Origin of the sequence: Microcystis sp. M109S1 (assembly GCF_020247025.1) — a bacterium.
In the GTDB taxonomy this organism is placed as follows: domain Bacteria; phylum Cyanobacteriota; class Cyanobacteriia; order Cyanobacteriales; family Microcystaceae; genus Microcystis.
In genome coordinates this window covers 1-16,187 of sequence record NZ_JADBRW010000234.1, presented here as the reverse complement: position 1 = coordinate 16,187, position 16,187 = coordinate 1, and the positions used below count along the sequence as shown (strand labels likewise).

Annotated in this window: 6 protein-coding genes; 1 reads left to right on the top strand and 5 read right to left on the bottom strand. The window is 42.1% G+C overall.

Features of this window, described 5'->3' with window-relative positions; genetic code table 11:
* Positions 1–3: 3 nt before the first annotated feature.
* From IM322_RS11720 to IM322_RS11705, 4 genes are all read right to left on the bottom strand, one after another.
* A complete protein-coding gene (locus IM322_RS11720; protein ID WP_287675429.1) occupies positions 4–5,445 on the bottom strand; it encodes a type I polyketide synthase in 5,442 nt (1,813 codons plus the stop codon).
* 195 nt (positions 5,446–5,640) lie between these two features.
* On the bottom strand, positions 5,641–9,450 hold the full coding sequence (locus IM322_RS11715; RefSeq protein ID WP_287675430.1) for an AMP-binding protein: 3,810 nt from the start codon (positions 9,448–9,450) through the stop codon (positions 5,641–5,643).
* A 93-nt stretch (positions 9,451–9,543) separates the two neighbouring features.
* Positions 9,544–10,203, bottom strand: coding sequence for a nitroreductase family protein (locus tag IM322_RS11710; protein ID WP_287698964.1), 660 nt, complete (start codon positions 10,201–10,203; stop codon positions 9,544–9,546).
* A 34-nt stretch (positions 10,204–10,237) separates the two neighbouring features.
* Complete coding sequence (locus IM322_RS11705) at positions 10,238–11,167, bottom strand: VOC family protein (protein WP_286826611.1); 930 nt, start codon at positions 11,165–11,167, stop codon at positions 10,238–10,240.
* A gap of 483 nt (positions 11,168–11,650) precedes the next feature.
* On the opposite strand from IM322_RS11705, the gene IM322_RS11700 reads away from it, so the two are divergent.
* The gene (locus tag IM322_RS11700; RefSeq protein WP_287675432.1) at positions 11,651–13,093 is read left to right on the top strand and encodes an AAA-like domain-containing protein; all 1,443 of its coding nucleotides are present in this window, start codon (positions 11,651–11,653) and stop codon (positions 13,091–13,093) included.
* On the opposite strand, the gene IM322_RS11695 is transcribed toward IM322_RS11700, so the two are convergent.
* Entirely contained in the window at positions 13,090–15,807 is a 2,718-nt protein-coding gene (locus tag IM322_RS11695) for an AAA-like domain-containing protein (RefSeq protein WP_287675433.1), read from the bottom strand. The genes IM322_RS11700 and IM322_RS11695 overlap by 4 nt on opposite strands.
* Between the last annotated feature and the right edge of the window lie 380 nt (positions 15,808–16,187).

The following is a 16,187-nucleotide window of genomic DNA, read 5'->3' as shown; positions in this document are numbered from 1 at the left end:
TTTCTAACTTAAGGAATTTAACTCCTGTAGCAGTAAATCGGACAATTCTTCTAGGGATAAATCTTCTTCGTTTAGGGGATCAAGATTGCTATCTTGATTTGCTCCTATTGCTAAGGGTTTTAAACTAAAGTCAATGTCAATAACTTCAGCTACTAGATAATCGACCAAACTGGTCACTGTTGGGTATTTAAAAGTGATAGTTGCCGCCAGAGATTTACCTAAATCCTTGGCTAAACAATTGCGTAATTCCACCGTCATTAAAGAATCCATTCCCAACTCAAAAAAACCTTGGTCAACTTGGGTAAATTCTCTAGCCGGAATAGCGAGAATTTCCGCTACAATCCCTTGAACATGAGCAGTCAAAGCCGCAAAACGCTCCTCAATTGGTACTGTCATTAAGACATCAATAAAATTATTGTCTGGGGTTAATTTTTGGGCTGAAAAACTCTGGAAATCTCGTAATAAAGGTGGATTTTTTTGATTCTCGAAACTGTTTAAAAAGCTATTCCAATTGAGAGAAGCGACAGTTACCTGTGTCCGAGAAGTCTTCAGCAATGTTTCGAGGAGATGCAAACATTTTTGGGGATCAAGAGGGGTAAAACCCTGTTTAATTAGCCTTTTTTTCGCTTTTTCGCCTAAATTTTCGGCCATACCACCCTCTGCCCAGGGACCCCAATTAATGGTCAGGGCCGGCAGTCCTTGCGCTTGACGATAATGGGCTAGACTATCTAAAAAGGCATTAGCACTAGCATAATTACTCTGTCCAGAAGACCCTAACACCGAGGCCATCGAGGAAAAACTAATAAACCAGTCTAAATCAACTTCTTGACTGAGGAGATGCAAATTCCAAGCGCCGAGTATTTTGGGGGAAAAGACGCGCTCAAATTTCTCCCAAGTCTGTTTGGATAAGCTGGCATCCTCTAACACCCCGGCCGTGTGAATAATGCCTTTTAAGGGGGGTAACTGTTGCTCGATTATCTCAAAAGCCCGACGCATTTGGCCAAAGTCGCTAACGTCGGCGGCAAAAACTTCTACATTGGTTCCCTCTTGTCGCCATTGGTCTATAATTGGTTGGGTTTCTGGAGTTATTCCCCGGCGACTTAGTAAGACGAGGGATGTTGCTCCTTTTTTCCTTAACCAATTAGCCACTTGCTGCCCTAAGGCGCCTAGACCACCACTAATAAGATAGGTGGCATTTTCGGCAATTTCTCGGTTTTTTAGCGACGATTTCGGGATAAATCGCCCTAAACGAGCTACATAGCTCTGGCCTTGCCGCCAAACGATTTGATTTTCCTCCTCCGAACTTTGTAAAGATTGGAACACCTCTAGGGCTAAGGTGTGGCTATCCTGAAATTTATCTCCATCTAGACACAGACAGCGCAATTCTGGGTGTTCTAGGGCAATAGTCCGTCCTAATCCCCAGAGGGAACTTTGGGCAAGGGCAATCACTGTGGGCTGAGAAGGAATGTATTGAGCCGATTGGGTGACAATATAGAGGCGAGGAGAGTAATTAACCTCTATTTTGCCTAGTTCTTGCACTATTTCCAGCAAAGTTCCACAAATTCGCTCTTGAGTGGCCGCTAGGTTTTGATTATTTTCTAAAGCTTGGTCGTCATCGATTCCCCAGAGATAAATTAGACCTTGATAGGGTTTTTTGAGGAAATATTGCCAAGTCTGGCGATTGTTTTCGGTGATAAGTTGGCATCTATGCCCTTGTTGCACCAATTTTTCGGCTAATTGTTGCCCCACTCCCTTTTTGTCAGCAAAAATTAACCAATCTCCTGTTTCTGTCCAATCCATTCCCGTCAAGTCCGTGGCTTGCCAAGTAATTTCGTATAAACTATCATTGAGGTCGTTGGTCTGGGAAAAGAGGGTTTCTGGCCGGGCCTGTTGAAAGGTTAATCCGTCAATTTGGCTAATTAATTGACCCGATTCGCTGAAAATAGTCAAATCAGCGATTAAGATGCCGTTTTCCCAATTGCTATGGCTGAAGCGACCATGACAGTATATAGAGGTGTCCTTAACTCCCGAAAAGGTCAATCGATCAATATTAGTGGGAAGATAGGTGGTATTCCCCGCAGGAAATAGTGCCGACATAGCGTGAAAGCAACCATCAAGTAAGACAGGATGTAGCTGGTAATCCACCGCTTGCGAGAGTAGATGGGAAGAAAGTTGAATTTTTGCGACAATTTCGGACTGATTGCGGTAAAGTTCCTGGATAACTCGAAAACTTTCCCCGTAGTTCACTCCTTTACTTAAACAGTCCTGATAATGCTGTGCAATTTCGATTTTTTGGTGACAACGGTTCCGGATATCTGTCCAATTGCAGCTGGGTAAGTCCTGGTTTTCATCGGTTAAATTACCCGATAGATGCAGTAGGGAAACTTCCCCTTCCCCAAGACTGAGAATCTGAAATTGTCCCCCCGCTAGTAAGCTTAACTGTACCTTTTTACTCTGGTTTTCTGAGAAAATTAAGGGTCGATTCAGACTCAATTGACCAATAGTAAACTGCTGATTGGGATATTGTTGACCGGCTGCCACTATAATCATCTCTAGATAGGCCGCAGCCGGGAAAACTACCTGGCCAAAAACTTGATGTTCTTGCAGATAGCTCGGATAGCACGGAGAAAGAGAGGATTGATAGTGAACATCCTTTGACCCCAATAGATGCAGCGGTTGCTGTAGGAGAGGGTGGAAAGCTGCTACTGTCGGGGTTTTTAGCTGAGAATCAATGTAATCTAACCAATAGCGTTTTCTTTGGAAGGGATAGGTCGGTAAGGGGATTTTTTCGCGTAAATAATCCAGGTCGAATCCATTCCAGTCAATTTTGACCCCTTTTACATAAAGGGTTGCTAAACTTTGGAGTAGGGTTTCCCAATTCGACTGTTTTGGGGATAAACTAGCTAACCAGAGACCTTGGTCGGGGAGATTTTGCTGACCTAGGCTAATTAAGGTGGTTTTGGCGCCAATTTCTAGGAATATTTCCGTATTTAACTCTCCTAATCTTTCTATACCCCGGGCAAACTCTACGGGAGACAGTAGATGATTAACCCAATATTGGGAAGTTGCTATCTCTGCATCGATAACATCCCCAGTCAGGTTAGAAATAAGGGGGAGACGCGGGGAATTATAGGTGATAGTTTCGGCAATCTTGGCAAATTCCCCCACCATACCCGTCATTAAGGGAGAATGGAAAGCATGGGAAACCGCTAAAGCCTGACTTTCAATTCTTCTCTCTTTAAAGTTAGCGATTAAATGGTTAATGGTCTCAGTTTCGCCAGAAATAACCGTATTTTCTCGACTATTGACCGCAGCAATGGTACAGATACCCCTAATCTTCCTCAGATGATTGGTCACGGTGTCGGAATCGGTAAAAATCGCCGCCATTATGCCGTTTTTCGGTAATGTCTGCATTAAACGTCCCCGATGGGCAATTAACTTCAAACCGTCTTCTAAGCTAAAGACTCCCGCTAAACAAGCGGCCACATATTCCCCTAAACTATGACCGATGAGAGCATCGGGTTTCACTCCCCAGGACAACCAGAGTTGGGCGAGAGCATATTCCACAGAAAATAGGGTAATTTGACTGTAAAAAGTCTGATTAATCAATTTACTGGTTTTTTCGTCACCGTATAATACTTGTAGTAGGGATTTCACCCCATAGCTCCGTAAAATACCGTCACACTCCTCTAAAGTTTGGCGAAAAGTCGGTTGCGTTTCGTAGAGTTCCCTAGCCATTCCGGGATATTGTGAACCCTCTCCCGTACACATAAAAGCCAGTTTAGGGGCTTTTTTCGAGGTTAAAAGACTTTTTTGACCTGAAAAGCGATTTTCACCCCTAATAAAGTCTTTTAAAGCTTGCTCAAGCTGTTTTTGAGCCACAAAGGGAATAGCTAAACGATGCTCAAAATGCGATCGCCCAGTATTAGCGGTATAGGCCACATTTGCCATGACCGTCTGGGAATTTTGACCGAAAAAATCGTAGTAGCGTTGAGCTAATTCGCGTAAGGCCGGCTCACTTTTCGCCGAAAGGGTAATTAAATGACAAGGACGTTCTAAATGAGGTTTTTCGTCACCAAGCCGCTCAAAATTGCTTTCCTCAACGATTAAATGGACGTTAGTGCCACTCATCCCGAAAGCGCTCACTCCAGCCCGTCGGACTCCTTCTCTGACCAACCAGGGGGTAAGAGTGGTGGGGATTTTGACTGGCAGTTTTTCCCAGGGAATATAGGGATTAGGGTTCTTAAAATGAAGATTAGGGGTGATTTGCTGATTTTGTAGCTGTAAAACTGTCTTAATTAACGCCGCAATCCCCGCAGCTCCTTCCAGATGCCCCATATTAGTTTTCCCGGTTCCCAAAATCAGGGGATTATCTTGGCTATGACCCCGGCCATAAATTTTCCCTAAGGATAAAACCTCGATGGGATCTCCTAAAGATGAACCTGTACCGTGAACTTCGACGTATTGCAGATCTTTAGGTTGAATTTTCGCTCTTTCGAGGGCTTGTCTGAGTAAAGCTTCCTGTGCCTGACCATTGGGGGCGGTTAAGCCATTACTTTTTCCATCGTGATTGACAGCCGAACCGCGAATTTGGGCGAAAATAAGATTGCCATCTCGGAGAGCATCACTGAGACGTTTTAAGACCACGACACCGCAACCTTCGCCCCGACCATAACCATCGGCCGAAGCATCAAAGGTTTTACTGCGACCCTGGGGAGAAACGGCTTTTAATTTACAATTACTAATCGCAGTGGCCGGGGTTAACATCAGATTCACACCCCCCGCTAAAGCGAGATTACATTCTTGGCCGCGCAGACTTTGACAGGCCAAATGTACTGCCAAGAGGGAGGAGGAACAGGCCGTATCAATTTGCAGAGTCGGACCGTGAAACCCAAATAGATAAGAGATTCTGCCGACGGCAATAGCGCGACTGTTTCCTAAACTGTTGTAAGCATCAATGTGATTGACTACGCCTTGATGAAAACACAATTGGGCATAATCATCGCGACAAATGCCCATAAATACGCCAGTTTGACTATTAATCAAACTTTCTGGCGCAATAGCCGCATTTTCTAGGGATTCCCAACAGACTTCTAACAGTAACCGTTGTTGCGGATCCATGGCGGCGGCTTCCCGGGGTGAGATGCCGAAGAAAGCTGGGTCAAATTCGTCAACTTTGTCTAAAAATGCCCCTTCCCGACTATACATTTTCCCCGGAACATCGGCATCTTGGTGATAATAGTCGTCAATATTCCAACGTTCTAGGGGAATTTCTGTTACTGCATCGATGCCATTAACCAATAACTGCCAATAACTTGCGGAATCATTGACTCCTGCGGGAAAACGACAGCCCATCCCCACAATAGCGATGGGTTCGGTTTGCGCTTTGACCATTGCATCGAGGTGTTTGTATTGTTCTAAAAAAGCTTGTTTTTGTTGATTCATATTCCTAACAACTCTTGTCTTGTTATGTCACGTCACTTTCATCTCAGGTTATGCTCGGGAAAAAGTCACGGATAAGCGGGAAAAACCTTGATACTGTCGGGATGGGAAAATTTAGTAGCATAGTCACAATTGTCCCCGTGACTCCGAGGTGGGGGATAGGACAAGGGAAATTAGCTATCCTATCCCCACCAGCGATTAACTAAAGAAAGCAGAGATTTCTTCTTCGGATATTTGGGGTAAAACTGCTAAAATTTCGCTTTTTTCTCGATTATTTGTCGATTCAGCCGCAGTATTGCTTTGATTAATCTGGTTAGCTAAATATTCTGCCAAACTATCAATAGTGGGATAATTCCAAACAATGGTGGCTTCGACGGGAATTCCCGACCAATCGGCCAGATCTTGGGCTAATTCCACGGCAAAAATTGAATCTAAGCCAAAATCAGCAAAAGACTGGCTGGTTTGGATAGTGGCTGGATTGACCTTTAATTTCTGGTGTAACCAATTACCTAACCACATTTCCACCTTTTCGGGAGTTTGTTGGCTAAGAAGGGACTTTTTCGGACTAGAGGGGATATTTACTCGGTCTTGCGGCGGTTGACTAGCAATTTCGACCAGAGAAGTTTCAGCTTGAGGATGAGTCTGTTTAGCTTCTGGTTCCAACATCAATAACTCGTCGAGTTGATAATCGGAACCGTCTAGACGTTGTTCGATATCATCAATAGATTGAGTATAATCGAGGATACGATCGCGGATAGTCGCCACCGAAGAAGCAAAGTTTTCTTCGGGTGTTCCCCGGAGAGCTTTCTGCACACATAAATCAAACTGCAATTGACTCCAAGCTAGGGCATGACTGTACTTTTCCCCGGGGTGAATTTGGGCCATTTTCGCCGTTGTTGCTACTAAAGCGGCGTAACAACCCAATTCTCCGATTAAAGAATAAGCCCAAGCTAAGGCGGCAGAACGATCACCCCAGAGATTAGACTGGAGACAACGCTGATTAATAGATTGGGCAGTGGTGTGGAGTTGCAGGGCAATCTCGGGCGCTTCCAGAACTTTTGTCAGAAATTCGCCTAATTTGTCCGTATGGGTGATACTTTTGCCCAAAAAGATTTTCAAACTTTCGTTAGGACCTTCGCCAATTCGTAAAACTCTGGCATCCCGGAGAATTTGCGGGGCAAGATTAGTTTCCATGTAACCTCTACCCCCGAGCATCTGAACGAGACTATCGGCCGCTTCCCAGAGGTAATCAGCCCCCGTAATCTTGGCAATAACGGCCATTTCCCTGGGAACGGCAACTTTTTGGTCTAAGGCGGTGGTGATACACTTTAAGAGACTGGACAAGGCCACCGTAGCCCCAGTTAAATGGTCAAAACGGGCTAAAGTAATCGGACTTTCTAGCAATTTACCGGTAGCGATCGAACGACGGCTGGCATAACGTAACATTAATTGTAAACAGCGTTTCATGCCGCCAACTCCCATCATGCCAATACCTAAACGGGCATAAAGTAAAGCATCGTCGGCGGGTTCAGTGCCATTGCCCAATTCTCCGAGCAATTGCTCTTTAGTGACTAAAACATCCTCAAAATAGATGGCATTTTGCATAATTCCCCGTAATCCCATAGTTAGGGATTCAGGTCCCAAACGCAGACCGGGGGTACCTTGACGGACAAGAAAACCTGTCAAACCGTTATTCCCCGGTTCTTCCGAATCAAGCAAACGGACAAAAACATTAATCATTCCGGCCCAAGCAGAACCATTCCAATGCTTAAGGCCGCGAATTCGCCATTTATCTCGGCCATCCGGCACGGCAACGGTACTAATTGCCCCGATATTCGCTCCTGCTTCCGGTTCCGTCATGCCAAAGGAGGATAATTGTCTTCCTGTAGCTAAAAGAGGTAATAATTCTTCCTTGAGGGAAGTGGTACCGTAGTTGAGAAGCGGACGGATACCTAAACTGTTGTTGAGACTCACCATCGTCGCCAAAGTTAAATCAATGGCGGCTAATTGTTCCATCACCTGCAAAAAATTGCGATTATTAAGGGCTATTCCCCCGTATTCTTCAGGAATCTGCATTCCCATCAGTCCTTGATTGCCAAAATCCATGACAATATAGGGCGGCACACAACGACGGTCATCAATCAGATGGGAATTAATGCGAGTTTTGGCGTAATCTCGCAACCAAGTCAAGATTTGCTCGGTTTTTTCTTGACTAGCGGTTGTGGGGTCAGCTTGGTGACTGCTGAGGGGGGGGGTTAGCGTCGGCATAGGGGATGAAATTAGTGGAAGTTGCTGGTTTAAATACTGTTGACGGCAAGCGTGGCGTTGAATTTTGCCGCTAGAAGTTTTGGACAGAGATGCGGGTTTGATAAAAGCGATATCATAAACTTGCAATTCGTGTTCTTGAAAAACCGCTCGACGAACTGCTTCTAGGGCTTTTTGCTGGTTAAAACGGCGAATTGCCGTTCTTTCTACCTCTTGAACTAGGACTAACTTTTCTTCTGCCTCGATTTCTACGGTAAAGGCGGCAGTTCCACTGGGGCAAAAGTCGGGATAGCATTGTTCTACGGTCTGTTCGATATCCTGGGGATAGTAGTTACCACCGCGAATAATCATCAGGTCTTTCAAGCGTCCGGTGATGTATAGTTGACCCTGATGAATAAAACCTAAATCCCCTGTACGCAAATAAAAACCCTGTCCGGTATCGGCGATAACTGCTTGAAAAGTTTTTTCTGTAGCTTCGGGATGTTGCCAATAGCCCTGGGCAACGGTTTTGCCTTTCACCCAAATTTCTCCCACCTGCTGGGAGGGACAGCGTTGACAGGTTTCAGGATTAACAATGGCAATTTCTGTGTCGATTTCTGTTTGTCCACAACTGACTAAGGATTGAGAATTTGGGCTTTTTTCCGTAAAAACGATTTGATGACGGTTTAAAGCGGCTTTTTCCACCCAGCAGATTTGAGGAACTTGATTTTTCCTGACAGCAGCAACTTTTAAGGTGGCCTCGGCTAAACCATAACCCGGAGAAAAGGCGGCAAACTCAAAACCACAGGGGGCAAATTTACGAGCAAATTCGCTTAAAATTTCCATTCTGACGGTTTCTGCGCCATTTACAGCCACTTTCCAACTGCTTAAGTCTAAATCCGCCAGCTGCTCCTCTTTAATCTTGTCAAGACAACGTTTATAGGCAAAATTAGGGGCGGCAGTGTGGGTGGCCCTGTATTTGCTGATGGCATTTAACCAACCGAGAGGACGTTGTAAAAAGGAAACCGGGGACATGAGATAACAGGGAAATCCTCGATAAAAGGGCAGTAAAACGCCATAAATTAGCCCCATATCATGAAAAGTTGGCAACCATGTCACCATAACGCTCTTTTCATCCTGTTCCCCGTCTAAATCTAATATTCCAGAAGCAATATCTCGGAGGTTATTCAAAAGATTCTCGTGATTGACCATCACTCCTTTGGGAGTCCCCGTGGAACCAGAGGTGTATTGTAAAAAGGCTAAGGTATCTGCTTTTATCTGGGTTGGGTTGTCTTCGGCTAAACTTTGGCGAATTAAGCTATCCGTGGCTAGAAAGGGAATATCTGTGTCTAGTTGCGTTTTTAAGTGGACTAATTCTGATTGTGTGCTTAAAAGTAAGCTCGCTTGCGAATTGTTAAGAATGGAAGTTAAGCGAGCCATCTTTTGGTTTTTCTTGGGCAAATTAACCGGAATTGCCACTACTCCTGCTAATAAACAGCCGAAAAACCCACTGATAAACTCTAATCCCGAAGGGTATGCTAATAAAACCCGTTCTCCCGGTAATAGAAATGATTGTAGATTATTTGCGATCGCTTGAGCTTCCAGGAATAATTCCCCGTAGGTAAGGCGTTTTTCTTCGGTTTCGCCATCGACTAAAAAGGTATAAGCAGTTTTGTGGGGTTGGTATTGGGCGCGATAACGAATAATATCGACTAAACTGCTTATTTCTGACAAATTAAGCTTAGTATCTAAACAAAGGGTCATTGTTTCACTCCTCATTATTAAATGGAATCGAAGACAAAGATTTAATCCCCTCGCACCGAGACAAGTTTCTGGTGACGGAGAGCGAATGGAATTCTAGGGATGATTTGGGCTTAAATTAAAGGTTTCTCCGTAAATTTCGCCATAGCAGAGCTTCTGAGTCCCAAAACGTCCCCCATACTCGCTCAAGGGTTCATCGGCGTATCCCAAGGCTAAGAGACAACAGACATCGACCGTATCGGGAATTTGGAAATACTCGCGCAAGGGTTTAGCCACAAATCCTTCTAGGGGACAACTATCCACCCCCAAGCTTTGCGCCGCTATCATGAGATAAGTAACCGCAATCATAACTTGTCGGTTGCTCCAAGCTTCTGGAGACTGATAACAGGGTTTAAATTGGAAAAAAGGCGGAATGGCCATGTGCATGAACTCGGCCCGTTTTTCGGAAATCGTCCCCTCTTGCTTTCCTAACTCAATTACTTGATTAATGTAACCACGATGGTTAACTTGGCGATCGCCACAACAGATTAAAACCACGGGTGCATCGACCAATTTATCTTGTTCAAAGCCGAATTCTCGCAATTTTGCCTTATTTTCTGGTTCTCTAACCACAATAAATCGCCATGGTTGCAAATTATAACTAGAGGGTGCTTGGAATCCTAAACGAAAAATTTCCGCTAAAATTTCTTCGGGAATGGCATCGGTGCGAAATTTACGAGTAGAGCGTCTTTTTTGAAATATTTCAGCAATATTCATCATCTAACCCCTTTTATAAGACGTTTTCAACGGTTTAACCTAAAAAACTTTCGGGAATGGCCGGTCCCCATTGATAGAGAATATCTAACCCACCCGCGTGAAGTTCTGGCTCGGTAGTTTGCTCGAAAAGGTCTCCATCGGTAAAATGTTCAATGAGGCTACCGAAAGGATCTTGCCAATAGTCAAACACTTGACTTCCCAACAAATGGCGACCAATTCCCCACACAGGAGTCCATTCTTTTTCTCGTAACCAATCGTGGCCGATTTTAATAGAGTCAAAATCTTGCACCTCGAAGGCAGTATGATGGACTTTGGGGTGAGAACCTTGCAACATGGCGATGGTGTGATGATCAACCCATTCCTCTCCCCGTTGACAACGAAGAAAACCCCCGACTCGTAAACTGGGATGGCCGTAATAAATTAAATCTGTTGCTTTTAAGCCAAAAGTCTGCTGATACCAGTGATAGCTTTCCTCAAAGTCTTTGACATCAATAGCTAGATGACCTAGACGTAAAATAGGTGCGGGTTCTTTTTTCGGCCTTTGGGTGCGACCTAAACGGGTTTTCTGACTAGCGTGATTCCATTGCAAGGGTTCAGGAATCGGCAAAGGTTCCACTTCCTCGATACCGTAGACCAATTCTAGGTTAAAACCGTTGGGGTCAATAATTTTGATGCGCTGACCCCCACCAGGGGTGAACATCCTTTCCACAGGAGAAGCGGAGGCTAAAGTGGCTAGTTCATGTAAAACGGATTCTGATGTCGCTTCTAGGGCAAAACTGACAAATTTAGCTTCTTTTCCCCATTCTACGACATAGACAAACTGTTTTTTGCCTCTACCTCGCATATACAAGGCTGTATCGGTTTTAACCGCGGTAATCAGGCCAAAATCCGTCAAAAAACGTTCACAGAGGTCTAAATCCGGATGTTGATAGGTAACGTAGGCAATATCAGCAATTTTAGTCATACTCGGTCATCCAGTGGAATTGTCTAATTCGGCACAAAATAGCCAGGCAGATAGCGGTCAAAGTGCTGCCATAGCAAGGGTGAAAAGACTATAAGAAAATCTGAACCTTGTTGTGGTTGATTATTCCATTGTGGGTACACCCACAGTCAACGGCTAATTTTTCTTGCCCTCAATTGCTATCCCAGACTGGAGTTTGAGTAACTTGGGGGTGGAGAAAAACCTTGGGGAACTTCGGGGTTTTGCGGAAAATTTTTTTGAGAGATGTGGTCAAGGTTGTCTACCTCGCATCAATTGAAAACTTGCGAACTGGCAGGTCAAATTTTTCCCGAACGGTTGGATTTAGCATCACCGTTAAACAAGGGATCGAAGCTTGCACTCAAAAAGGAGGATAGGAAACTCACTGTTTTAAGTTTATTCCCTAACCAAATCATTACTTAAATTTCTCAATTACCAACAAAGTCCTTAATTACTAAACTTGAGATCATGTCTAGAAAAGTTACTTATGGGGATATTCCCAGGCAAAGAACCAAATATCTGCTTAATGCTCTGTTAAAGTTTGCTAACTACGAGGTTGATAATTGTGAAAATCTGGCTATTAAATTTAGCTGGATTAATGAGAAAAAATTGAAAATTCAAGCCGAACTTAATGCTTTAGAAATGCTGACAGAAAAATGTGGTCAAAGGCTGGAGTTATGGCAAATTCGGGATGCTTTGACGGAATATCTTAACGAAAAATTTTTAGGTATTTTGGAAGATCATCGTCTCAATAATCAAGGAAAAATTCGTACTTTTCAAATTACTTTTTGGCAACGGGGTCATGATATTTTAACTAACCTAAGGAGCTTTGATCAAGAGTGGGCAAACAAAAGTAAACATCAATCTCCCGCAATTGCTGCTATTTTCTCCTCTTTAGATGAGGAAAAACAACAGGATTACCAGACCTATATTAAAGATTATGTAAAACGTCCACCTCTGGAGGAAAATTCTCTCAAAGTTCTTCAGCAAGAACAATCGTTGCTAAGAATTCGCGCACCTCATAATAGTGGCAAAACCCGTTTAGTTAATTGGTTAGTCCATCATCTCAAACAAGATAATTATCAACCAGTTATCATTGATTGTGAGGAGGAAAAAGCTACTATTGCCCTTAGTTGTGAAGACTTGCTGCTGTCGATTTGTCGTACCATTACCCAAGAATTAAAGATTAACGAATCTCTTCTCGATAAATTTTGGTCTCGTCCCGGAACTCCTGCCCAGAAAACTCGACGATATTTAGAGGAATATGTTCTCCAACCCAGCGCTAATCCGCTGGTTTTTGTCTTTGAAAAATTTGATACAATTTTGGAAACTGAAACCCTCGGTAATGAAATTTGTGGTATTCTCAGAAGTTGGCATGAAAGACGTTCCCCACCTTGGCGGAAACTGCGCTTAATTATTATTCATTCAACGGAATTTTATAGCAACTACGATTTTTATGCCTCTCCCTTAATTGGTGTAGGTTATGTGGCTAGTTTATCGGATTTTAATGCGGAACAAGTTCTCTCTTTCGCTCAAGTTAATGGCATTAATTGGACGTTATCAGATGTTAACAAGGTCATGAACTTAGTGGGAGGTAATCCTTATTTAATTAAGTTAATCTTGGTAAAATTGCAAGAAGGGAATTCTCTAGAAAAGGTTCTAGATGATGCCTTGCAGGGACGAGAGCCATTTCAAAGTCATTTTTTCCTACTGATGAGATATCTGAAAAGTAATGCTAACCTACGGAATACTTTTAGGCAAATTCTTCAGAAAAAAGCTCTGACTCCGGCTCAAATGAAAGGAGAATCTGTCCAATTTTTGGAACGATTGGGACTGATCGACAAAAATTATGATACCCTAGAGGTGCGTTGCAATTTGTATCAAGTATATTTTGACGACTTGCTTGATTAGTCTCGTTGAGATTCCAAGTGAAACTGAATTGAGTTTTCAAGTTTTGCTTCTAACTTACTCTTAACCCTCACAGTAATTGGTTCTCGATTAGATTCGGATTCATTATCTACAAACCTGAGGGAATTCCCTGAGGTGAAACTGGCCGAAAGATTGAGGTTTTCTAAATATTCTTGTATCAACTCTGAAGAAATTTTATTCTGGGATTGCAAGGCTCTAATAGCAGCTATAAATGATTGGGCCGCATCATAACTGGTAGCGGTTCGCCAGCTAATATCTTCTTTCCATAAAGCTTGAGCATCTCTGACAAAATTTTGGGACTTAATTAGATGGGAAAACCAAGGCACAGCCAAAACTAAATTATCAATAAATTTACCGCTATCAACCAACATTTCATGTTCATACATGGAATGACTCCCTAAAAGAACTAGCTTATTTTTCAGATCTAGAGTGGTGCTGGTGTTCAACTGTTCAAGAGTATGGGATAATTCTACTAGCACAGAAGCTGATTCCAAACTGGGAAATAAGACAATTCCTCTAACTTGATCTTGGGAGAATGCTTTTAAAACTTCTGCGTCAATATCTAGGGAAGATGCTAAATCAATTACTTTAGTGATTTTACCGCCTTTTTTTTGGAAAGCTTGACGAAACTCTTGAGTAAGTTCTTGGCTATCAATCTGGTTAGAATTATTAAAAATAATTACCTTATCTAGATCATGTTGGCTGGCATAATTAGCTAAAGTTTCACCAATTTTTTCATTGGTGATAACGGTTCTAAAAAAGTATTCACTCTCAATTACATTCGAGGAACTTGTAGAAGAAATTAAAGTAATTTTGGCTCTTTCATAGATAGGTAAAGCCGCTAAGGTTGCTTCACTAGAATAATGTCCAATTACTCCAATAACTTTGGGGTCTTTAACGATTTCCTCAGCGACTATCTTAGCAACTTTTTCATCATTATTATCATTGGCAATAACGATATTTAAAAATAAATTATTCGCATTTGTCGGTAATTGGCTATTAAATAAATATTGTGCTTGAGCAATACCTTTAAGGATTTCTTGGGAAATTTCATTTTTTTTGCCACTGGGAATAACCACCGCCAAAGTCACATAATTATTACTTAAATAAGCGATAGCATTATTATAATAAATCAAGATTTCTGCATCTTCAGGATGAGCAAGATAGGCTTTTTTGAATAACTGTTTAGCTTCCAAATAATTAGCATCTTGAAAAGCCAAAATACCCCGATCTTTATAAAAATTTTCCTGTTTGATAAGTAGCTTTTTTTCGCCTTGGCTAAATAGTTGAGGCTCCTTAGTATAGGGGATTTTATAAAAGTAAGGTAGCAGCCATGACTGGTAAAATCCCAACCCAAGTAAACCTGTAACAATGGTAGTAAATATTCCCGCTGCCACCATAAATAAACGAGATTGTTTTTGACGAGTAATGCTTTCAGATGCGGCTAAAAAACGATAATCGACACTATCTAATTCTTTATCTTCTTGCCATTTTTTAGATTCTTCTAACTTTTTCCCTGTCAGTAAACAACTTGTATCGGTAAAATTTGAGTCTTCCCACTTAGCAATTTCCGATTGATAAGGACGACTAGCTGCTAATACATTATATAACCATTTTTGATTAAAAATTGCCTGATAAATAGCATTAGCTACTCTAAGATAGCCCTGATTATCGACGATAACTAATCCAGATAGTAATAATTCATCATGTTCTGGTGTGTTACTCGCTTTCACCAATTTACCTTTTAAAACATTAGCATAAACCCTTAGTAAATACCCTTGGTCAGGATGATAAATAAGTCGCTCTCTTATACTTGATAAAAAAGCAGGTTCATCTTTTTTTTCCCAGTTATCAATAATGTGTTTATAAACAAAATCTCGCATCCAAGCTGATAAGAGAGACCGAGGTATTTGAACTTTAAACTTGGCCATTAAATAACACAATTTTTGAGTTAGAAAAGGTTGACCATTAGTCCAGCTAAAAATTTCTTGTAGAATTTCTTGAGGGGAAACACCCAACCCTTCTAGTCCTTGCATCAAGGGTTGACAGTTATCTTCTAACGACAGTCCATTTAATTCAATTGCTTTACCAATATTGAAAGGAGTTCTTTGACTATCCTGAATTAATTGATTGGGGGTAGCCGTGCCAATTAAAACAAATGAAATACGATTAAAATCTGAATTAACAACTCGCTTTTCATGACAAGACCTAATGTAAGCAAAAAAGTCATCAGTAGCAAAAGGTAGTTTTCTAACCACATCAATTTCATCAATAAAAATAACAATGCTGGTTGAAATTTTTCTCAATAAAATTTCTTTAATAAATTGTCTAAGTAACCCAACATTAGAAACAGATTGACTGGCGATCCAAGATTCTAAATCCGCCATGTTTAGGTTTAATTGTTCGGCAATTTCAAGAATTAAGGACTGATACCAGCTAGATTGATCTACTGATGTCCCTAATTCATTTAAATCTATACGGGAACAGGCAAATCCTTGGGCTTCAATTTGAGTTTGGATGCGTACTGTCAAACTCGACTTGCCCATTTTGCGAGAATTGAAAATATAACAATACTGACTGTTCATCAGAGCTTGGTACAATTCTAGATCGGCCCTTCTATCCACATAGCTGGGATCGGAAGGAGATAGGGTACTAGAAAACTTATAAATAGTCTCTGTGGTTCCGTTTTCTTGCATATTTCGCTATTTTATTGATCAGATAACCAAAACTTGGGTAAGTAATACCAATTTTCAATAATCGTGACTAACATCTGAAAGTGCAATTCGGCTCTGAGAGAGGAATTGCCCTTTGGAATGATCAACTAAGTCTGTCATTACTTTTGAAAAATGATACAATGCTAGGTTAAACTACACTAACCCCAGTGATAAATCCAGAAAAAACCTCGCTCACTAATAGCCGATTATTGGTAAGCTAGTTCTACTCTGATTGACATCCTCACCGCCGTAAACGGACGGTGATTCCCAAACCTCACGATTTGGGTTTCTGCTTCTTTCCCTTGCGGGGTTCCGCACCTGCCTTAACAGATTTACTCTGTTCTGGTCTTATGGTCGCTCTA

Bases quoted from the DNA above. Each gene is read 5' to 3' on its own strand.
- IM322_RS11720 (WP_287675429.1), bottom strand. From the start codon at position 5,445: ATGAATCAACAAAAACAAGCTTTTTTAGAACAATACAAACACCTCGAT.
- IM322_RS11715 (WP_287675430.1), bottom strand. From the start codon at position 9,450: ATGACCCTTTGTTTAGATACTAAGCTTAATTTGTCAGAAATAAGCAGT.
- IM322_RS11710 (WP_287698964.1), bottom strand. From the start codon at position 10,203: ATGAATATTGCTGAAATATTTCAAAAAAGACGCTCTACTCGTAAATTT.
- IM322_RS11705 (WP_286826611.1), bottom strand. From the start codon at position 11,167: ATGACTAAAATTGCTGATATTGCCTACGTTACCTATCAACATCCGGAT.
- IM322_RS11700 (WP_287675432.1), top strand. From the start codon at position 11,651: ATGTCTAGAAAAGTTACTTATGGGGATATTCCCAGGCAAAGAACCAAA.
- IM322_RS11695 (WP_287675433.1), bottom strand. From the start codon at position 15,807: ATGCAAGAAAACGGAACCACAGAGACTATTTATAAGTTTTCTAGTACC.